At 72.6% G+C, this 19,676-nt stretch carries 16 protein-coding genes; 6 read left to right on the top strand and 10 right to left on the bottom strand.

Annotated elements, in window-relative coordinates; all coding sequences use genetic code 11:
* Together ACFYXA_RS11125 and ACFYXA_RS11120 are read left to right on the top strand one after the other, a co-directional pair.
* Positions 1-1,317 carry an RICIN domain-containing protein gene (locus ACFYXA_RS11125; RefSeq protein ID WP_389031693.1) on the top strand — a complete coding sequence of 439 codons (1,317 nt, stop codon included), beginning with the start codon at positions 1-3 and terminating at the stop codon, positions 1,315-1,317.
* 159 nt (positions 1,318-1,476) lie between these two features.
* Positions 1,477-2,823, top strand: a complete 1,347-nt coding sequence (locus tag ACFYXA_RS11120) for a PHB depolymerase family esterase (protein ID WP_389030904.1) — start codon at positions 1,477-1,479, stop codon at positions 2,821-2,823.
* 120 nt (positions 2,824-2,943) lie between these two features.
* On the opposite strand, the gene ACFYXA_RS11115 is transcribed toward ACFYXA_RS11120, so the two are convergent.
* From ACFYXA_RS11115 to xylB, 4 genes are all read right to left on the bottom strand, one after another.
* Positions 2,944-4,467: an aldehyde dehydrogenase family protein gene (locus ACFYXA_RS11115; RefSeq protein ID WP_389030901.1), complete on the bottom strand. Its 1,524-nt coding sequence runs from the start codon at positions 4,465-4,467 to the stop codon at positions 2,944-2,946.
* A gap of 128 nt (positions 4,468-4,595) precedes the next feature.
* Positions 4,596-5,864 (bottom strand): GAF domain-containing protein, encoded by a 1,269-nt coding sequence (locus ACFYXA_RS11110; protein ID WP_389030898.1) that lies wholly within the window; start codon positions 5,862-5,864, stop codon positions 4,596-4,598.
* Positions 5,865-6,021: 157 nt separating this feature from the next.
* Positions 6,022-7,227, bottom strand: a complete 1,206-nt coding sequence (locus ACFYXA_RS11105; RefSeq protein WP_352246948.1) for an ROK family transcriptional regulator — start codon at positions 7,225-7,227, stop codon at positions 6,022-6,024.
* Positions 7,228-7,286: 59 nt separating this feature from the next.
* Complete coding sequence (gene xylB, locus ACFYXA_RS11100; protein ID WP_389030895.1) at positions 7,287-8,741, bottom strand: xylulokinase; 1,455 nt, start codon at positions 8,739-8,741, stop codon at positions 7,287-7,289.
* Between the two features lie 149 nt (positions 8,742-8,890).
* Between xylB and xylA the strand changes: the two genes are divergently transcribed.
* Positions 8,891-10,057 (top strand): xylose isomerase, encoded by a 1,167-nt coding sequence (gene xylA / locus ACFYXA_RS11095; RefSeq protein ID WP_389030892.1) that lies wholly within the window; start codon positions 8,891-8,893, stop codon positions 10,055-10,057.
* A 416-nt stretch (positions 10,058-10,473) separates the two neighbouring features.
* Positions 10,474-10,773, top strand: a complete 300-nt coding sequence (locus tag ACFYXA_RS11090; protein WP_389030889.1) for a hypothetical protein — start codon at positions 10,474-10,476, stop codon at positions 10,771-10,773.
* Positions 10,774-10,904: 131 nt separating this feature from the next.
* On the opposite strand, the gene ACFYXA_RS11085 is transcribed toward ACFYXA_RS11090, so the two are convergent.
* The 3 genes from ACFYXA_RS11085 to ACFYXA_RS11075 all read right to left on the bottom strand — a co-directional run bounded on the left by ACFYXA_RS11085 (position 10,905) and on the right by ACFYXA_RS11075 (position 16,249).
* Complete coding sequence (locus tag ACFYXA_RS11085; protein ID WP_389030885.1) at positions 10,905-11,744, bottom strand: class I SAM-dependent methyltransferase; 840 nt, start codon at positions 11,742-11,744, stop codon at positions 10,905-10,907.
* A gap of 234 nt (positions 11,745-11,978) precedes the next feature.
* Positions 11,979-13,277 (bottom strand): SWF or SNF family helicase, encoded by a 1,299-nt coding sequence (locus tag ACFYXA_RS11080; RefSeq protein ID WP_389031690.1) that lies wholly within the window; start codon positions 13,275-13,277, stop codon positions 11,979-11,981.
* A 56-nt stretch (positions 13,278-13,333) separates the two neighbouring features.
* Entirely contained in the window at positions 13,334-16,249 is a 2,916-nt protein-coding gene (locus ACFYXA_RS11075) for a DEAD/DEAH box helicase (protein WP_389030882.1), read from the bottom strand.
* A 242-nt stretch (positions 16,250-16,491) separates the two neighbouring features.
* Here ACFYXA_RS11075 and ACFYXA_RS11070 point away from each other — a divergent pair, with 242 nt between their 5' ends.
* The gene (locus ACFYXA_RS11070) at positions 16,492-16,674 is read left to right on the top strand and encodes a hypothetical protein (RefSeq protein ID WP_130440180.1); all 183 of its coding nucleotides are present in this window, start codon (positions 16,492-16,494) and stop codon (positions 16,672-16,674) included.
* Positions 16,675-16,720: 46 nt separating this feature from the next.
* On the opposite strand, the gene ACFYXA_RS11065 is transcribed toward ACFYXA_RS11070, so the two are convergent.
* Positions 16,721-17,587, bottom strand: a complete 867-nt coding sequence (locus ACFYXA_RS11065; RefSeq protein WP_389030879.1) for a hypothetical protein — start codon at positions 17,585-17,587, stop codon at positions 16,721-16,723.
* A gap of 132 nt (positions 17,588-17,719) precedes the next feature.
* On the bottom strand, positions 17,720-18,061 hold the full coding sequence (locus ACFYXA_RS11060; protein WP_389030876.1) for a hypothetical protein: 342 nt from the start codon (positions 18,059-18,061) through the stop codon (positions 17,720-17,722).
* Between the two features lie 109 nt (positions 18,062-18,170).
* Between ACFYXA_RS11060 and ACFYXA_RS11055 the strand changes: the two genes are divergently transcribed.
* On the top strand, positions 18,171-19,079 hold the full coding sequence (locus tag ACFYXA_RS11055; RefSeq protein WP_389031687.1) for an oxygenase MpaB family protein: 909 nt from the start codon (positions 18,171-18,173) through the stop codon (positions 19,077-19,079).
* Here the strand turns inward: ACFYXA_RS11055 and ACFYXA_RS11050 are convergent.
* Positions 19,065-19,589, bottom strand: coding sequence for a PadR family transcriptional regulator (locus ACFYXA_RS11050; RefSeq protein WP_389030873.1), 525 nt, complete (start codon positions 19,587-19,589; stop codon positions 19,065-19,067). The two genes, ACFYXA_RS11055 and ACFYXA_RS11050, sit on opposite strands and share 15 nt — an antisense overlap.
* Positions 19,590-19,676: the final 87 nt, after the last annotated feature.

The raw sequence follows: 19,676 nt of genomic DNA, 5'->3' as shown, positions 1-19,676 counted from the left end.
ATGTCCCTCGTGGCCGCGCTGCTTCTCGTCCTGGCGGCCGCGGGCACGTCGTTCAGCAGCGGCCTCGGCGCACCCGCGTCGGTGACGAAGGCCGCCGCGGCCAGCCCCGGCTGTGGCAAGCCCCCGGCGCTGACCAGTGGAAACCACACGATCCAGAGCGGCGGCCAGAACCGCAGTTACATCCTGCGGGTCCCCGCCGGCTACGACAGCAACCGCCCCTACCGGCTGATCTTCGGCTTCCACTGGCGGGGCGGCACCGCGAACGACGTCGACTCGGGCGGAACGGACGGGTACAACTGGTCCTACTACGGCCTCAGGCGCCTGGCGGACAACGCGAACAACGGCACGATCTTCGTCGCACCTCAGGGCAACGGCAACGGCTGGGCCAACCCCGGCGGCCAGGACCTGGCCTTCGTCGACGCCCTGGTCAACCAGATCGAAGCCGGCCTGTGCGTCGACACCACCCAGGTGTTCGCCGGCGGCTTCAGCTACGGCGGCGGGATGTCGTACGCTCTCGCCTGCTCCCGGGCCACGGTCTTCCGCGCGGTCGCGGTCTACTCCGGCGCCAACCTCAGCGGGTGCAACGGCGGCACACAGCCCATCGCCTACATGGGTCTGCACGGCATCAGGGACAACGTGCTGCCCATCTCGCTGGGACGGGAACTGCGCGACACCTTCGTCCGCAACAACGGCTGCACCCGGCAGAACCCGCCCGAGCCCCGTCAGGGAAGCCTGACGCACATCATCACCACGTACTCCGGGTGCCGGTCCGGATACCCGGTCGTCTGGGCCGCGTTCGACGGCGGCCATGACCCCGGTCCCGTGGAGGGCTCCACCGGCAGCGGCTGGCGCACCTGGACGTCGGCGGCGGTGTGGCAGTTCTTCACACAGTTCGGCTCGGGCACGACGCCGCCGGATCCGCAGCCCTCCGGCAACCAGAAGATCATCGGCCAGCAGTCGGGGCGCTGCCTCGACATCAACAACCTGACCACGACCAACGGCACGCAGGCACAACTGTGGGACTGCAACGGCGGTTCCAACCAACGGTGGACCTACAGCACCGGAAAGCAGCTGGTGGTCTACGGCAACAAGTGCCTCGGCGTGGGCCAGGCGGCGGGCAACGGCACGCCGGCGGCGATCTGGGACTGCAACGGTCAGGCGGACCAGCAGTGGAACATCAGTCCCGACGGCACGATCACCGCGGCGCAGTCGGGACTCTGCCTGGACGCCAGCGGCCAGGCGACCGCCAACGGGACGAAGATCCAGCTGTGGAGCTGCTCGGGCGGCGCGAACCAGCGGTGGCGCCTGGAGAACTGACACACCCCGGGGCCAGGCACGGCATCCAACGGGCCTGGCCCCGCATACGAACCGGGGCGCAACCCGCAGCGTCGGCACCTTCTGCGCGTCTACGGCGCCATCGTGCCGCTCCAGGCAGGCAAGACCGTGCCCATACCGATCACCGAAACGAGGTCACTCGTGAGACGCATTCTGCGCGCGGTCCTGGCGATGCTGTTGTTGCCACTGGCCGCGGCCTTCACGCTTCTTGTGCCCCAACCCGCGGCCGCGGCGAGCCTGACCCACATCACCGGGTTCGGGAACAATCCCACCAACCTCAGCATGTACCTCTACGTGCCCGACCGCCTGGCCTCCAAGCCCGCCGTGCTGGTCCTGGTCCACTACTGCGGGGGCTCGGCGGGGGCGATCTTCGGCGGCAACGGACACGACTACGTCAGCGCCGCCGACCGGTACGGCTACATCGTCGTCCTGCCCGAGGCCACCCGCAGCGGGCACTGCTTCGACGTCTCGTCACCGGCGGCACTCAAGCGCAACGGCGGCAGCGACTCCACCGGCATCATGTCGATGGTCGGTTACACGCGGCAGCACTACAACGTCGACCCGGCCCGCATCGTCGTCAGCGGATTCTCGTCGGGAGCCATGATGGCGAATGTGCTGGCCGCCGAGTACCCCGACGTCTTCAGTGCCGCGTCCGCGTTCTCCGGCGTGCCGGCGGGCTGCTTCGCCACCAGGGACGGTTCCCAGTGGAACAGCCAGTGCTCCGGCGGAAACGTCGTCAAATCGGCTCAGCAGTGGGGGGACCTGGCCCGCTCCATGTATCCGGGCTACACCGGTCGCTACCCGCGCATGCAGTTGTGGCACGGGACCACCGACACGACCCTCGCCTATCCCAACTTCGGCGAGGAGATCAAGCAGTGGACGAACCTCCACGCCTTGAGCCAGACACCCGCCGTCACCGATCAGCCGCGGTCCTCCTGGACCCGCACCCGCTACGGCGGCACCGGCCCGCAGTCCCCGGTCGAAGGCATCAGCATCGCGGGCACGGGTCACACCCTGCCGCAGCCCGGCATGCTCGCCTACGCCGTCACCTTCCTCGGTCTCGACGGCGGCGGCACCACCCCGCCACCCAGCACCTCCGGTGCGCTGCGTGCGATGGGCGCGGGCAAGTGCCTGGACGTGCCGAACGCATCGACGACGGAGGGTACGCAGTTGCAGATCCGGGATTGCCAGGGCGGGGCCGGCCAGATCTGGACCCGTACCGCATCCGGGCAGCTGACGGCGACCGTGTCGGGGACCACCTTGTGCCTGGACGCCTACAACCACCAGACCACCGCCGGCACCAAGGTGGTGACCTGGCCCTGCAACGGCGGGGCCAACCAGCGGTGGAACCTCAACGCCGACGGGACCGTCACCGGCGTGCAGTCCGGCCTGTGCCTGGACGTCACCGGCGCCTCCACCGCCAACGGCGCCCCGGTCCAACTGTGGACCTGCACAGGCGGCACCAACCAGAAGTGGAACCTCACCTGACTCCACCTCAGCTGTCGGAGACATCGGGAGGCGCGCCTCGCAAACCAGGCTCGATGCCGACCGCCCCGAGAGCGAGGCGCCTGACGGGCAAAGGCCCAGCTCAGGCGCCTCTTTCGCGTCTCAGAAGAAGCCCAGCTTCTTCGGCGAGTACGACACCAGGAGGTTCTTCGTCTGCTGATAGTGCTCCAGCATCATCTTGTGCGTCTCGCGCCCGATCCCCGACTGCTTGTAGCCGCCGAAGGCCGCGTGGGCCGGGTAGGCGTGGTAGCAGTTCGTCCAGACGCGGCCCGCCTGGATCGCCCGGCCCGCGCGGTACGCCGTGTTGATGTCCCGGGTCCAGACGCCGGCGCCGAGGCCGTACGACGTGTCGTTGGCGATCTCGATGGCGTCGTCGAAGTCGTCGAAGGAGGCGACGGATACCACCGGGCCGAAGATCTCCTCCTGGAAGACGCGCATGCGGTTGTGGCCCTCGAAGACCGTCGGCTGGACGTAGTAACCGCCCTTCAACTCGCCGTCGTACTCAGCCCGTTCGCCGCCTGTGAGGACCTTCGCGCCCTCCTGCCTGCCGATGTCGATGTAGGAGAGGATCTTCGCGAGCTGGTCGCCGGAGGCCTGGGCGCCGATCATCGTGTCGGTGTCGAGGGGGTGGCCGGGTTTGATCAGTTCCGTGCGGGCGACGGCCGCGCGCAGGAAGTCGCCGTAGTTGCCACGCTGGATCAGGCCGCGCGACGGACAGGTGCACACCTCGCCCTGGTTCAGCGCGAACATCGTGAACCCTTCGAGGGCCTTGTCGCGCAGGTCGTCGTCCTTGTCCCACACGTCGTCGAAGAAGATGTTCGGCGACTTGCCGCCCAGTTCCAGGGTGACTGGCTTCAGGTTCTCCGCCGCGTACCGCATGATCAGCCGGCCCGTGGACGTCTCACCCGTGAAGGCCACCTTGGCCACCCGCGGGCTCGACGCCAACGGCTTGCCCGCCTCCTCCCCGAAGCCGTTGACGATGTTCACGACGCCCGGCGGGAGCAGATCGGACACCAGGCTCATCCAGTAGTGGAGCGAGACGGGAGTCTGCTCGGCCGGCTTGATGACGATCGCGTTCCCCGCCGCCAGCGCGGGAGCGAGCTTCCAAGCGGCCATCAGGATCGGGAAGTTCCACGGGATGATCTGGGCGACGACACCCAGCGGCTCGTGGAAGTGGTACGCCACCGTGTCGTCGTCCACCTCGCTGAGGGCGCCCTCCTGGGCGCGGACCGCGCCGGCGAAGTAGCGGAAGTGGTCGATGGCCAGCGGGATGTCCGCGGCCAGCGTCTCGCGCACCGGCTTGCCGTTCTCCCAGCTCTCCGCGACGGCGAGCGACTCCAGATGCGCCTCCATGCGGTCGGCGATCTTCAGCAGGACGTCGGACCGCACGGTCGCCGAGGTGCGGCCCCAGGCCGGCGCGGCCGCGTGCGCCGCGTCCAGCGCCCGCTCCACGTCCTCCGCCGTACCGCGCGCCACCTCGGTGAAAGGCTGCCCGTTCACCGGACTCGGGTTCTCGAAGTACCGCCCTCGAGCCGGCGGTACGTACTCGCCGCCGATGAAGTGGTCGTAACGCGCTTGGTAGGAGACGATCGCGCCCTCGGTGCCGGGCGCCGCGAAACGGGTCATGGTGGCCTGCCTCCCTCAGCAGCGCTGCCCGCCGTCGGGCAGCTCTCCGCCGGAGGTTAGGGAAGCGGAGGTTGCAGGGACGTTGCGAGGGCGGCGGCGGTCGCCGTGCTCCCGCGGCAGCGGCACGTCTACACGCGCGGCCAGTGCCCCGGCGCCCTGAGTTCCGACTCCAGCGCGCACAGGCGCGCCCGGATCGCCGCCGTGGGACGGGCCGCCGCCAGCGCCCGCCACACGGCGAGGTCGTCCTCGCCCCACGGCGTGTACACCCAGTCCGCCAGCAGATCTGGGTCGCTGCGGGCGATCAGCGCCGCGCGCAGGGCTTCGGCGAGGCGACGCCTGAGCCGTACGACCGCCGGCGCCCGCGACGCCGGCAACAGCGGCCCCGCGTAGGCGGAAACGGCCGCCGTCACCGCTCCTGCCGCCAGGCGCCGTTCGACGGCCGTGACGTCCGACTCGACGGCCGCCGTCAGTCGGTACGGGCGGGAGGCCAACAGCCCTGGACCCAACACCCCGCGCAGCCGGGCGAGTTCGGCGCGCAGTGTCACCGGCGTCACCGACTCGTCCTCGTACAGCGCGCACAGCAGCTCGTCCCCGGTCAGACCCTCCGGATGGTGCGCGAGCAGCACCACGATCTCACTGTGCCGGGGACTCAGCCTCAACGTCCTTCCGGCAAAGATCAGTTGCGCCTCCTCCCGGCCCAGCGCGGCCAGCTCGAGCATGGTGGACCGTGGACGCTCCGGCGCGAGCAACGCGAGTTGGGACTCCGCGGCGCGCGCGACCGCCTGGACGAAACCCAGGCTGTGCGGGTGCGCCAGCCCGTCCCCTCCGGTGATGTCCACCGCGCCCAGCACCCGCCCGGTGCGGGGGTCGTGCACCGGGGCCGCGGCGCACGTCCACGGCTGTACCCGGCGGATGAAGTGCTCGGCCGCGAACACCTGAACCGGACGGTCCACGGCGACGGCCGTGCCCGGCGCGTTCGTCCCGACCGCGTTCTCCGCCCATCGCGCCCCCGGCACGAAATTCATGCGCCCCGCCTGCCGTCGCGTCGCCGGGTGGCCTTCGACCCACAGCAGCCGGCCGTGTGCGTCGCACACCGCGAGGAGGTGCTCCCCGTCGGCGGCGAACGTGCCCATGAGTTCGCGGAACAGCGGCATCACCCGCGCCAGCGGATGCTCGGCCCGATGGGCGCCGAGGTCGCCGTCGGTCAACTCCACGTCCGCCGTACCGTCGGGGCCCACGCCTGCTCGCGCCGAACGCCGCCACGAGTCGGCCACGACGGCCCGCACCGGCCGGGGCACCGTGCCCGCCGCGGTGAACGTCTCGTGGGCACGCCGCAGGGTCCGTACCCGCTCGGCGGGGTCGGCCCCCGGCTCCAGGGCCACCCAGGGATCGGTCAAGTCGGCCTCCCGAAGGCGATGCTGGGGACATCGTCACTCCGAGTGCGCGCCGAGACAACCGTTCGGGGCGGGGGTGTGCGGCGCGGGTTGCAACTGCGTTACGCGGTTCACGTCACGGCAGGTGCCGTTGACGGGTGGGAGGGGGCGGAGGAGCCCGTCACCGCCCCGACAGCGCCGCCGGATCGTCCAGCACGGTCCGTACCACGGAGTGCGCCGCTCCCAGCAGTGGTCCCTCCGGGCCCAGCCGGGAGACCAGGACGGGGCACGGGGGGCCTGCGGTGCGCCGGGCCAGCTCCGATTCCAGTGACGGCAGCAGCCACGGCGCCAGCCCCGCCAGAGCGCCGCCCAGCACGACGCCCTCGGGGTCGAGCAGGTTGAGCGCCCCGGTCAGGGCGATGCCCAGCGCCGTGCCCGCCTCGCGCAGGGCGCGCCGTACGTCTTCGTCGCCGTCCGTCGCCCGGCCGGCGAGCAGGCCCACGCGGTCCCCGCCCGGCTCCAGGCCGGCCGCGCGCAGCACCGCTTCCTCGCCGGCGTACTGCTCCAGGCAGCCCCGCCCCCCGCACACGCACGCGGGGCCGTCGGGGCGGACCGGTACGTGGCCCAGTTCGCCCGCGAACCCGCGTGTGCCGCGCAGCAGACTGCCCTCCACGACCAGCGCCGCGCCGATGCCGATCTCGGCCGACACGTGCACGAAGTCCCGCGGGGTGTCCTCGACCAGCCAGAGCTCGGCCAGCCCGCCGAAGTTGGCCTCGTTGTCCACCGTCAGCGGGTACGCGTCGGGCAGCAGCGGTCCGAGATCCACGTCGTTCCAGCCGAGGTTCGGCGCGCGGACGACCGTGCGGCCGTCCCGGGCGACGAGGCCGGGGACGGCCACGGCGAGCCCGGCAGGCCACAGCCCCTCGCGTTCCGCCTCCGCGACGACTTGGCGCACCAGGCCGGTCAGCTCCCCGATCACCGGCTCGGGGGCCCGGCCCCGGTTCGTGCCGTGCCGCACGGCACGCGCACGGACCTCCCCGCGCAGATCGACGGCGCACACCGCCAGGTGGTCGACGCCGACCTCGGCGCCGATGCCCGCCGGGCCGTGCCCGCTCACGGCGAGCGCCGAGCCCGGCCGGCCCACGCGTCCGGGCCGCTCCGGGCCCAGCTCTTCGATCAGGCCGGAGCGTATGAGCTCGTCGACGAGGGTCGACACCGCCGCCCGGGTCAGACCGATGCGTGAGGCGACCGCGGCCCGCGAGAGCGACCCCTCGGCGCTGACGGCGTGCATCACCCGGGCCAGGTTGCGCCGGCGCATGCCCTGCTGCGTGTCGGGCAGCGCGCGGGCGCGGCCGGTCGGGCGGGCGTCGTGTGGCGGTGCGGTCATACCGACATACCTTTATCGCTTTACCGGTGTGTCTGTCGCTTCACCGGTGAGTCTGATGTTCAGCGGACGGTCGTGCTCCGCTCGGACCGCTCCAGCAGCGGGGACGCGTCGGAGAGTACCCCGGCGATCCTCGCGAGCGTCGCCTCGTCCCGCTCCACGGCGTCCAGGACCGGGCCCCGCGTGGTGTTCCAGCGCCGGGCGACCGCGGCAGGGTCCTCGCCGGTCAGCAGTCCGGCCGCCTGCGCCGCCGCGCCCAACGCCACGAGCTCCTTGGCCTCGGGGATCTGCACAGGCCGCCCGGACAGCCGGCGCACCGTCTGCTGCCAGGCCGCTCCCCGGGCGCCGCCGCCGATCAGGAGCAGCGGCGCCGAGCGGTCCGCGTCCTCCTCCAGGACGAGGTCGAGCGCGCCGAGCAGGGAGTGGACGGCGCCGTCGTAGGCGGCCTGGAGGAGCTGGCCGGCGGTGGTGTCGTGGCGCAGGCCGTGCAGGAGGCCGGAGGCGTTCGGCAGGTTCGGCGTGCGTTCCCCGTCCAGGTAGGGGAGGAGGGTGAGTCCGGCGGCGGGCTCGACGGCCTCGCGGTCCAGGCCGAGCAGGGCCGCGACGCGGTCGACGGCGAGCGTGCAGTTCAGGGTGCAGGCCAGGGGGAGCCAGTCGCCGTGGGCGTCGGCGAAGCCGGCGACCGTGCCGGTGGGATCGGCGGGACGCCGCTTCGACACCGCGTACACCGTGCCCGAGGTGCCGAGGCTCAGGACCGGGGTGCCGGGACGCAGCCCGAGGCCGAGCGCGGCCGCCGCGTTGTCGCCGGTGCCCGGAGCCACCAGGGTGCCCTTGGAGAACGGCAGGTCGTGGCTGTCGCGTACGGTGCCCGCCACCTCGCCGGGCCGCACCACACGCGGGAGCAGCGCGGGGTCGAGACCCACATGGGCGAGGATCTCCTCGTCGTAGCCCTCCGTCCCGGACGCCCACCAGCCGGTGCCGGAGGCGTCGCCCCGGTCGGTCGTGCCCTCGCCCGTGAGCCGCTCGGTGAGGTAGTCGTGGGGGAGCCGTACGGCCTTCGTCGCCCGCAGGGAGTCCGGCTCGTGCTCGGCGAGCCACGCCCACTTCGTCACCGTGAACGAGGCCGCCGGGACGGAACCGGTGCGCTCCGCCCACGCCTTCGCCCCGCCCAGCTCCTCCACGAGCCGGCTCGCCTGAGGTGCCGAGCGCACGTCGTTCCACAGCAGTGCGGGACGCACCGGCTCACCGTGCTCGTCCAGTGTCACCAGCCCGTGCTGCTGGCCGCCGACGGACACGGCGGCCACCTCGTGCGCCGCGTCGCCGCACTGACGCAGCGCCTCCCGCAGCGCGTCCCACCACTGGCGGGGGTCGCTCTCCCGGCCGGCGCCGGAGGTCACCGTGTGCGGCGCCTGGCCGCTCGCGACGACCTGCCCGGTGGCCGCGTCGACGACCAGCACCTTGGTGGACTGGGTGGACGTGTCCACGCCGACGACGAGCGGACCCTCGGCTGCTGACATCGGGCTCTCCTCAAGTTTTTGCGCGGCTCTGCGGGATCTGTCTTCCCAGAGATGCGTCCGCATACTAATTTGTAAACGGCCATGACGAAATAGTCGGCGAACAGTCGTCGAGACAGTGGCGAGACAGTCTTCGAGCAAGGAGCCGTGGCATGAGCTACCAGCCCACCCCGCAGGACAGGTTCACGTTCGGTCTGTGGACCGTCGGCTGGCAGGGACGGGACCCGTTCGGCGACGCCACGCGGCGTGCCCTCGACCCGGTCGAGACGGTGCAGCGCCTGGCCGAGCTGGGCGCCTACGGCGTGACCTTCCACGACGACGACCTGATCCCGTTCGGGTCCTCCGACAGCGAGCGCGAGGAGCACGTCAAGCGCTTCCGCCAGGCCCTGGACACCACCGGCCTCACCGTGCCGATGGCCACCACCAACCTGTTCACCCACCCCGTCTTCAAGGACGGCGCGTTCACCGCGAACGACCGTGACGTACGCCGTTACGCCCTGCGCAAGACGATCCGCAACATCGACCTGGCCGTCGAGCTCGGCGCGAAGATCTACGTCGCCTGGGGCGGCCGTGAGGGCGCGGAGTCCGGCGCCGCCAAGGACGTGCGCGCGGCCCTCGACCGCATGAAGGAGGCGTTCGACCTCCTCGGCGAGTACGTCACCTCCCAGGGCTACGACCTGCGCTTCGCCATCGAGCCCAAGCCGAACGAGCCCCGCGGCGACATCCTGCTGCCGACCGTCGGCCACGCGCTCGCGTTCATCGAGCGTCTGGAGCGGCCCGAGCTGTACGGCGTCAACCCGGAGGTCGGCCACGAGCAGATGGCGGGCCTGAACTTCCCGCACGGCATCGCGCAGGCGCTGTGGGCGGGCAAGCTCTTCCACATCGACCTCAACGGCCAGTCCGGCATCAAGTACGACCAGGACCTGCGCTTCGGCGCCGGCGACCTGCGCTCCGCCTTCTGGCTCGTCGACCTGCTGGAGAGCGCCGGCTACACCGGCCCCCGCCACTTCGACTTCAAGCCGCCGCGCACCGAGGACCTGGACGGCGTGTGGGCGTCGGCCGCGGGCTGCATGCGCAACTACCTGATCCTCAAGGAGCGCGCCGCCGCCTTCCGCGCCGACCCCGAGGTCCAGGAGGCCCTGCGCGCCTCCCGCCTCGACGAGCTGGCCCAGGCCACCGCCGCCGACGGTCTGCAGGGCCTGCTCGCCGACCGCACGGCGTTCGAGGACTTCGACGCCGACGCGGCCGCCACCCGCGGGATGGCCTTCGAGCGGCTTGACCAGCTGGCCATGGACCATCTGCTGGGCGCCAGGGGCTGATCACGCACGCGTGTGCGTGCGGGCCGGTCGGCCGGTCGGTCGAGGGGTCGTGCCGGCCGCAGTGAGCCGGCCGCGAGGCGGATGCCCGTCATGGCGGCCTCTGCACGGAAAGGTGCGGGCTCCGCACGGAATACGCCGGAATCATGCCTTCCGTGGCATGAGCGCGTACCAACTTCCGTGCGGAGGTCGCGCGCCGGGCGGTGCGCGGCGACGCTGGACGCATGGCCACGCCGCCCGTACCGCCCCAGCCGCCGGGCCCTCCCGGCCCCCCTGGCCCTCCTGGTCCGCCCTGGTCGTCGGGACCGCCCGGGCCTTCCGGGCCCGACGACACGCCGCCCTGGGGCGGCTTCGGGCCGCCCTCCTCGCCGCCGGACCCGCCCAGCGACCCGGGTAGGCGGAGGAACCCGCTCATCGCCGTGCTGGCGCTGCTGGCCCTCGCCGTGGCCGTCGTCGCCGTGGTGGTGATGGCCACCGGCGGCGGCGACTCGCCGGACGACGGCCCTCCCGCGAGCGGCAGTTCCTCTCCCGCGCCCTCGGCCAGCCTCCCGGTGGAACTGCCGAGCGGCTTCCCGAGCGAACTGCCCTCAGGCCTCCCGACCGGGCTGCCGTCCGGCTTCCCCACCGAGCTGCCGACACAGCTGCCCACAGAGCTTCCGAGCGAGCTGCCGAGCGACCTCGAATCGCTTCTGCCCTCCCTGGGCGGATCACTGCCGTAGCCGAGTGCCGTCCGGTGCACCACGCGGCACGCGCACGTGTGTGCCATGCGAGGCCCGCACGCACGCGTGGCGCGCGTGCGGCTGCCGTACGCGTACGCGTGCCCCGAGCGTATGCGTGCTGCCTTACGACGTCAGCGGCGCGCGCGAGCCACAAGCGCGGCGTGGGGCAGCGTCAGGCCGCCCGTGTCGTCGGCGAACTCCGAAGCGAAGAGCTCGAAGTGGCGCCTGATCTCGGCGCGGACCTCAGGGGTCTGGCTCTGCACCATCTGGCCGCCGAACGCCACGCCGCTCGCGGGACCGCTCCACCACTCGTCGACACTCGTGCGGTGGTCCCAGCGCAAGGTCTCGCAGTCCGCCTCCCGCAACCCCGCCGCCGTCAACAGGTCGGCCAGGCCGCTCTCGTCACGGCGGAAGTCGTCCTCGGCGGCGAGCCCCGTGGGCAGGTGGGGCGGACGCTCCGCACCCGCGGCCTGGATCGCGCGGCCGAGCAGGGCCTGCCCCGGTGCAGGCGGCGCGGCCCAGATGGTCAGCGCGATCCTGCCCCCGGGCTTCAGGACGCGGCGCAACTCTCCCAGGGCGACTTGGGGTCGGCCCACGTGGTTCAACACGAAGTTGGCCACCACGGCGTCGAACTCGTCGTCGGCGAAGGGCAGCTCGGGCAGGGCGGCCACGCGTACGTGTGCGGTCGGCGCTGCCTGCTCGGCCAGCTCGATCATGCTGGGCTCCGCGTCGACGGCCGTCACCGTCGCGCCTCGTGAACAGGCGGCGGCAGCCACCGTGCCCGGCCCGGTCCCCACGTCCAGGAGCCGCACGCCGGGCCCCGCCTCCACGGCGTCCAGCAGCAGTGGCACCGGATGGGCGCACAGCTTGGCGTAACTGGCGGCGTAGGCGGCGCCACGGCCCGCCCATATCAGCCGTTCGCACTTGTCGAAGCCGGTCAGCGTCATCGGTTCCCCGTTCTCGTGATGCATCGTTTCGTTCCGCGGTCAGCGGAAGCATGACCATAGTGATCAACGTGAACGATACGTAGAACGGCCCCTCGGCCAGGGCGGCGGACCACCGGCGCCCGCGATCCCGGCCGACGTCGGTCGCGGGTACGAGCGGCGACTGTCGGTCGATCTCGCCCTGTCCACGGCTCCCTGCCCGACGGGCACGCGTGGGGTCCCGGTTCCGTCGTCACCCGAGGTCCGGCCCCGCCCTCCGCCTCACCCGCCGTCCTCGCCCTCGGTGCCGATCGAAGCCAGTGCCGTGGCCGGGTCGAGTGCGGGGGCGCCCGCCGGCGTCCAGCGTCCGTGCTCCTTGCGGTAGGGCCACCAGCGGCCGTCGCGGCCCAGCCTCAACTGTGAGGACGTCCCGGTGACGGTCCACCGGTTGGCCCTCGCCGTCAGCGGTGGCCGCTGGTCGTCGTCCCAGGCGGACCGGAGAGCGGCACGCACGCGTGCGAGCGTCTCGCCCTTGACGCTCCACTCCTCTTCCAGCACCGAGAGGGCGGCCACGCCCCCGAGCCGCCAGGCCCGCACCGCCGAGGCCAGCTGTTCGGGACTGCGCCCCGAGCCGACGGCCAGGCGCTGGGTCACGGCGTCCGGCGGAACGGCGTCGTCGGCACGAATCGCCGCCAGCCGCACGGCGTCCTGAGCAGTCGTCAACCCCGCTGCCCACGCGTGCCGTTCGGGCCCCTCGCTCAACGCCCCCGCCAGCAGACGCCAGGCCTCCGCCGCCGTGCTCGCCGCCAAGGCTCGCAGCGCCGCCGGATCCACGTCCGCAGGGGGCGGAACGTCCGCGTCCCACGAGGGCGGCATGCCCGCCCGCGCCGGCAGCTCGGGCACGGCGGGCAGCGGAGGCAGGGCACGCCCGTCGCGGTACGCCTCCGCCGCGTCCACCCCCTCCGGCGGTGCGGAGGCAGCCCCGGTCGGGGCGGCGGCGCGAGCCTGGAGAGTGCCCAGCAGAGCCTGTTCGGGGCGTCCCCGGAGCAGGAGCAGGACGAACGGGTCCTGGTCGAGCAGCCGCGCCACCTGGTAGCACAGCGCCGCCGTGTGACCGCAGTGGTCCCAGGCGCCGCAGTCGCACCGCGCCTCCAGATCGCCCAGGCCGGGCAGCAGATCGACGCCGGCCGTCTCCGCGTCCTCGACGAGATGCGACGGCATCTCGCGGTCGAGCAGGGCGGCGACATGACCGGCGCGCTGCACGGTGAGGTCGAGGAACCGGTCCCACTGCGCGTCCGACAGGACGTCGAGCAGTACGTCGGCCCGGTGCGACGCGCCGTCACGGCCCTGGACGACGGCGGTGACGCGACCCGGCCGCACCGACATCGCGCCCACGCCTCCCGCGCGCGCGAACCTGCGCCCCGTCCGCACCTGTTCGGCGTCCAGCGCCCCGTCCTCCAGGGCCGCCAGCCAGGCACGCCCCCACCAGGTCTGCGCGAACCCCCTCCCAGGTGCGGGAGGCAGCGCGGCGAACGTGCGCTCCCCGTCGCCGTCGTGGGCGCTGTGGTGACGGCGATCCAGGTCGCCGCTCTCGGCGTCCCCGTAGTCCCCGTAGTTCTCGTAGTCCTCGTACCGGTTCACGGCGTTCCCCCTCGCAGTTCCACCAGTTCGGCCAGCTCGGCGTCCGTCAGCTCCGTGAGCGCCGCCTCGCCGGACGCGCCGAGCACGGCGTCCGCGAGATCCTGCTTGCGGCGCAGCATGGCGGCGATGCGGTCCTCGACCGTCCCCTCCGCGATCAGCCGGTGCACCTGCACGGGCCGGGTCTGGCCGATGCGGTACGCCCGGTCGGTGGCCTGCGCCTCGACAGCGGGGTTCCACCAGCGGTCGTAGTGCACGACGTGCTCGGCGCGCGTGAGGTTGAGGCCGGTGCCCGCCGCCTTCAGGGACAGCAGGAACACCGGCGCCTTACCCGCCTGGAAGCGGGCGACCATCGCCTCGCGTTCGGCCACGGGCGTCCCGCCGTGCAGGAACTGCGTGGGCACGCCGCGTGCCGCCAGGTGCCGTTCGAGAATGCGTGCCATGCCGACGTACTGCGTGAAGAGGAGGACGCTCGCCTCCCCGGCGAGGAGCGTGTCCAGCAGCTCGTCCAGGAGCTCCAGCTTTCCCGAACGCCCGGAGGTCGTCGGCCGTTCCTCCTTGAGGTACTGCGCCGGGTGGTTGCAGATCTGCTTGAGCGAGGTCAGGAGTTTCACGACCAGACCGCGCCGTGCCATGTCGTCGGCCTCGGCGATCGCCGCCAGCGTCTCCCGCACCACGGCCTCGTACAGACCCGTCTGCTCCGGTGTCAGGGACACCGGCCGGTCGGTCTCGGTCTTCGGGGGGAGTTCGGGGGCGATGCCCGGATCGGACTTGCGGCGGCGCAACAGGAACGGGCCCACGAGTCGCGCCAGACGTTCGGCTGCGGCCGGGTCCCCGCCGGCCTCGACGGCACGCGCGTAGCGCGCGCGGAAAGCACCCAGCCGCCCCAGCAGGCCAGGCGTCGTCCAGTCCAGGATCGCCCACAGTTCCGACAGGTTGTTCTCCACCGGAGTGCCGGTGAGCGCCACGCGTGCGCGTGCCCCGATCGTGCGAAGCGCCCGTGCGGTCTCCGAGTACGGGTTCTTCACGTGCTGTGCCTCGTCCGCGACGACCAGGCCCCATGGCACGGAGGCGAGGCGAGGCGCGTCCTGCCGCAGGGTGCCGTAGGTCGTCAGCACGAACTCGGCGTCGGCCAGGGCCTCCAGGTCGCGTCGCGGCCCGTGGAAGCGGCGCACCGGGGTGCCGGGCGCGAACCGCTCGATCTCCCGCTGCCAGTTGCCCATCAGCGACGTCGGGCACACCACCAGGGTCGGCCCGGCGGCCGAGGAGTCCGTCTGGCGGTGCAGGTGCAGGGCGATCAGCGTGACGGTCTTGCCGAGGCCCATGTCGTCCGCCAGACAGCAGCCGAGCCCCAACGACGTCGTCCGGGCCAGCCAGTCGAGTCCCTGCCGCTGGTAGTCGCGCAGCGTCGCGTCGAGCGCGGCTGGCGGTGCCACCGGCTCCTGCCCGTCGGTGCGGGCCAGCCGCTCCCGCAGGGTCGCCGGCCAGCCGGTGGGAACAACCTCGACCTGGCGGCCGTCCACCTCGGCGGAGCCCGTCAGAGAGGCTGCCAGCGCGTCGATCGGGGTGATCGCGAGGTCCTGTCGTGCCCGGGCCCGACTCAGCTCCTCGGGGTCGATCAGGACCCACCGGTCGTGCAACCGCACCAGCGGGCGATGGGCTTCCGCGAGACGGTCCAGCTCCTCGCGCGTGATGCCCCTGTCGTCCAGCGCGAACCGCCAGGAGAAGGAGAGCAGGGCGTCGGCGGACAGGAACGACGGCAATGCGGAGCCGGACCTGTCCGGGCTCTCGCCGTCCTCCGGAGGTCCCACCACGGCGTGAGCCGTCAATGTGCGGGCCAGTTCCTTCGGCCAGTGCACTTCGACACCCGCGCCCGCCAGCGCGCGCGTGCCCTCCCCGAGGAGTTCCGCGACCTCCTCGTCATGGAGCTCCACGGCGTCCGGGACGGCCGCCGACAGCAAGGGCGTGAGTGCGGGCCACGCGCGTGCGGCACGGCGCAGCGCGAGCAACGTGTCCATGCGCCCGTGCGGACCGAACGCCCGGTGCGCGGGACCGCTTTCCCGCCACACCTCGGCGGCGTCCGCGACGAGGGCGGGATCGCCGACGCCGTGCACCTGCGGCACGGCCCGGAACACCGGCGCCGCCTCGTTCGGTGCCGAGGCGGACAGCCCGGACACCTCGATGCGCAACGAGACGCGCACCCCGGCGTCGTGTCCGGCGGCGACGTCGGCGGCCCACGCGCGCAACTGCGGTGCGTGTACGGGCTGTTGTCCGGAGTAGGCCGGTCCGCCCGTCAGCAGGGCGGCGGCGGGGGAGCGGGGGAGGGTGTCCGCGACCGCGTCGAGGAAGGCGCGCAGCAAGCGCTCCGGGTCGGGCAGCCGCAAGGACGGGCCGTCGTCAAGGGGCACGGCATGCGCCTCGGGCGGCATCGCCGCGGCCAGACGGCGCACCCGGTCGACGTCGTCGGGGCCCAGGGGCCCCGCACGCCAGGCGTCGTGATCGTCCTCGGACAGGCCCGGCAACAGCAGGCCGCGGGCGACGAACTCCAGGGCGGTCAGCGTCGCCGCACCCCAGAAGGCGACGGCCCGGTGCGCGCCCGACGCGGCCCACGCGCGCGTGAGGAAGGACAGTGCCTCGCCCAGGGGGACATGGACCGCGGGCACGCGTACGTGCTCCACGCCGCCGTCGTCCGCGAGGCTGACGACGGACAGCGCGCGGCACGATGCCGACGTGAGAGTGGGCGGCCCCGACGCGCCGGCGGGCGGCCATGGTGTGCCGTCGGGCGGGGCGGCGCTCCCGGCCGGCTCCCAGAAGGCGAACTCGCCTGTGCGTGAGGGGGCGCCGGGCAGGAAGACGGCAGGACGGCAAAGCAGTTCGAAGCTCTCGGGCGGTGCTTCCGCGGGGACCCGGCGCACTGTGATGAACTCACTCCTCAAATTTGACTACTGGAGGTCGATCGCCGAGGGTACAGCACTCCGCGGGGGAACGAGCACCGGATTTCCCCTGGATGACCTCTCCCTGGTGAGTACCTAGGGGACGCGGATCAGGGAAGGCTCAGGGACGAGCCCGGAACCGCGCGTCGCGGGGAGCCGTTTCACAGACAAGAAGCGGTTTTCGCAGACGGAGAGCGGCAACGGCCGCGAAGGAGGCGACGCACATGTCGAAGAACGCGAAGATCGCCGCGGGAGGTGTGGCGGTCGGGCTGCTTCTGCTGATCTGGCTGCCCTGGTGGGCGTCTCTTCTGATCGTGCTCGGGGTTCCCGCAGCGGCGTACCTCACGCTGGACCCCTCGCAGCGGCGCAGACTGCGCCGTGTCACCCGCAAGGAACTCGGGCGCTGACGGACGGGGCCGCGGCGCGGCCCCGTCGTCCGCTCCCCTCAGGGGCTCAGATCGGGCGCACAGCCATCTTGTCGAGCGCTTCGAGCAGGCCCGGCAGTTCGGGGCCCCGGCCGACCGGCAGCACCTCGCCGGGCTCGTCGTCGAGCAGGACGAACGCGATGTCGTCGGTGCGGGCCACCAGCGACCAGCCGGGGCCGTCGGCGCGCAGGGTGCGCGCGTCACCCGGGGCGAACGAGGACCTCACACGGCCCAGCGGGGGCGGGGTGTCCACATAGGTGCGGGCCTCCGCGAGGACGCGCCGGACGCCACTGTGCCCCCGCGGCGCAGGCTTCTCAGCCCCTACCGCGGCCTCGGCGTCCTTGGTCCCCTCCGCGGCCTCGGCGGACTCGGATCCGTCCCGCGCGGGCGGGAACTTGGAGTCGTCGATCTGCTCGCGCCACTGGGCCCACTGGAGCGCGATCTCGTCGGCTCCCAGCCTCCGCTGGGCCGGGCCCCAGACCGTCGTGTCCGGCGGCGAGAGAGGGGGCCGGTCCGCGACCTCGGGGTCAGGGTCGTGCGGCGCGGGCACCCCGGGGGCGGCCACGGCGACCGCCAGCGGCCATCCGGGCAGCGCCGCGACCACCGTCCGGTCGTCGGGGGACAGGTCGTACTCCATGCCGCAGTCCCACGACGCGATGGCGACCGCCACCAGCGACACGTCGTCGATGACGACCGTCCACCGCGCGCCCTCGCCGTCCTGGCCCAGCACCAGGCCGTACCCGTCGGCGAGCGGCGCCAGGCCGAGCGCCGCACAGGCCTCCGGGTAGTCGTCGCCCAGCACGCTCGGGAACTTCGCCGGCGTCAGCAGTACCGCCGTCAGCACGTAGAGCGCCTCGTCCGCGGCGGTGACGGCGTCCTCGTCCGTCCCGGCCATCCCAGCCTCCCCAGGGTTCGTCCAATCGCGCGCACCCTAGTGCGGCGGGAAGGCGCTTGTCACGACCCCGGGACATACCCGGAGCTGCAGTTTTCCTCCGACGGGGCGAATCGCCTCGCTTGTCGGCGAATGTCAGGCGGGCGGCAGCCCCAGCAGCTCCCTGGCCACCGTCCGAGGGGACTCGCCGCGCTCCCGCGCGAGCGCGATGACCGCCCGGCACGCCAGTTCGTTCACCCCGAAGGACAGCGCCTCCGGAGACACCCAGCCGGCCGCCTCATCGACCCGGTCCTGATCGTTTTCCGCGCAGCCCGAGACGTACACGGCGGCCGCTTCGAAGAGGTTGTGCGCGCGCTTCCGGCCGGGGCGCCGCTCACCCTCGTCGCGCCCGCCGTCGGTTCGCCCTCCGTCCCGACGTGCCTGCGCACGCGTTCCGGCGAGGACTCTTCCCCAGGTCTTGCGTATGCCCTCTGACATGCTCCACCGCCCTTCCCCTGCGTGATTCCCCCATCCGGAGGCGTTCATCTCCCGCTCGGCGACGTAAAGTCGGGGAAGCCGGGGTTGTCGGGGCGGAGGGGGCAGCGTGGTGAAGCGCTACGAGCGACTCGCACAGATCCGGCGTATGGACCCCTACGAGAACGCCTCCGAGATCTACCGGCTCTCCGTGGCGTACGAGTTCCCCTGGGACTTCGCGCGCGCCTTGGAACTGGCCCTGTACCGCACCTACGCGGTCCCCAGCATCGGAAGCCTGCTCGCGCGTACCGCGGAGCTCACGGACCGCACGCAGAAACGCTACGACGACACCTCGCTGCTCCTCGACGCCATCGTCGAGCACGGCTTCGGCAGCGACGAGGGCCGCACGGCCGTCCGCCGCATCAACCAGATGCACCGCGGCTACGACATCGCCGACGACGACATGCGCTACGTGCTCTGCACGTTCGTCGTGATGCCCAAGCGCTGGATCGACGCCTACGGATGGCGCCGGCTGTCGCGCCACGAGATCGTCGCCTCCACCGTCCACTACCGCACCCTCGGGCAGCGCATGGGGATCAAGGACATCCCCGAGACCTACGAGGAGTTCGAGGCCTGTCTCGACGCCTACGAGGAGGCCCGTTTCGGGTGGGACGAGGGGGCCAGGCGGGTCTCGGACGCGACGCTCGCGCTGATGGCCTCCTGGTACCCGCGGCCGCTCGCCCCCGTGCTGCGCGCCACGACCCTCGCCCTGCTCGACGGGCCTTTGCTGAAGGCCTTCCGCTACACCCCGCCCGGCCCGTTCACGCGCGCGCTGGTGCGTCGGGCGGTCCGCGCGCGTGGGCGCGCCGTCCGCCTGCTGCCGCCGCGCCGAGCGCCGCACTTCGCGCGCCAGAACCGGGAGATCAAGGGGTACCCGCAGGGCTACCGGCTCGCGGACCTGGGCACCCGGCCGGTGCCCGGCGTGCGAGGGTGCCCGGTGCGCCATGTCGGCCTCGGTGAGGACGGGTCAGCCGCCCAGTGAGCGCAGTGTGCCGCGCAGCCAGGTGAGTTCGGCACGAGAGGTCGCGCGCGCGATCGTCAGCATCCCTTGTCGGAAGGGGTCGTCCAGCTCCTCCGCGCGCAGCGGCCGGTCGCCGTCGTAGAAGAAGCTCGCCGGCTCCTCCAGGAAGGCGAGCCGACGGCGGAGCACGGCCGCCTGGGCCTCGGCGTCGTCAAGGTGCCGCAGGAACGCGAGCAGGGTGAACCAGCGGTTCTCGTCGGTGACGTCCCGGTCGCCGGGCTCGGCGAGCCGCCGGCGCAGCTCGCGCCGGCCCTCCTCGGTGAGGCTCAGCACGTGCCGGGGCGCTGCCGCGGCGCCCGGTTCCGTCGTGCGCACCAGGAGGCCTGCGTTCTCCAGGCGTTTGATCGCCGGGTACAGCGTGCTCTCGGCGACGGGACGTACGTGCCCGGTCAGGGCCGTGATGCGCTTGCGCAGCTCATAGCCGTGCAGGGGGGCGTCGTACAGGAAACCGAGGATGGAGAGCTCCAGCATGCCCGCATTCTGCCGCACGTCCGCGGTATCTCGGAGCTCGGGTATTACGTTGACGTGGTACCTCGTAACCGATGTATGGTCATCGCG

It is taken from the genome of Streptomyces sp. NPDC002566 (assembly GCF_042889585.1).
Classification (GTDB): domain Bacteria; phylum Actinomycetota; class Actinomycetes; order Streptomycetales; family Streptomycetaceae; genus Streptomyces.
Note: the sequence above shows the minus strand (reverse complement) of the source record. Positions and strands in the feature narration are given on the sequence as shown.

Bases quoted from the DNA above. Each gene is read 5' to 3' on its own strand.
- ACFYXA_RS11125 (WP_389031693.1), top strand. From the start codon at position 1: ATGTCCCTCGTGGCCGCGCTGCTTCTCGTCCTGGCGGCCGCGGGCACG.
- ACFYXA_RS11115 (WP_389030901.1), bottom strand. From the start codon at position 4,467: ATGACCCGTTTCGCGGCGCCCGGCACCGAGGGCGCGATCGTCTCCTAC.
- ACFYXA_RS11105 (WP_352246948.1), bottom strand. From the start codon at position 7,227: ATGACCGCACCGCCACACGACGCCCGCCCGACCGGCCGCGCCCGCGCG.
- xylB (WP_389030895.1), bottom strand. From the start codon at position 8,741: ATGTCAGCAGCCGAGGGTCCGCTCGTCGTCGGCGTGGACACGTCCACC.
- xylA (WP_389030892.1), top strand. From the start codon at position 8,891: ATGAGCTACCAGCCCACCCCGCAGGACAGGTTCACGTTCGGTCTGTGG.
- ACFYXA_RS11085 (WP_389030885.1), bottom strand. From the start codon at position 11,744: ATGCATCACGAGAACGGGGAACCGATGACGCTGACCGGCTTCGACAAG.
- ACFYXA_RS11070 (WP_130440180.1), top strand. From the start codon at position 16,492: ATGTCGAAGAACGCGAAGATCGCCGCGGGAGGTGTGGCGGTCGGGCTG.
- ACFYXA_RS11065 (WP_389030879.1), bottom strand. From the start codon at position 17,587: ATGGCCGGGACGGACGAGGACGCCGTCACCGCCGCGGACGAGGCGCTC.
- ACFYXA_RS11060 (WP_389030876.1), bottom strand. From the start codon at position 18,061: ATGTCAGAGGGCATACGCAAGACCTGGGGAAGAGTCCTCGCCGGAACG.
- ACFYXA_RS11050 (WP_389030873.1), bottom strand. From the start codon at position 19,589: ATGCTGGAGCTCTCCATCCTCGGTTTCCTGTACGACGCCCCCCTGCAC.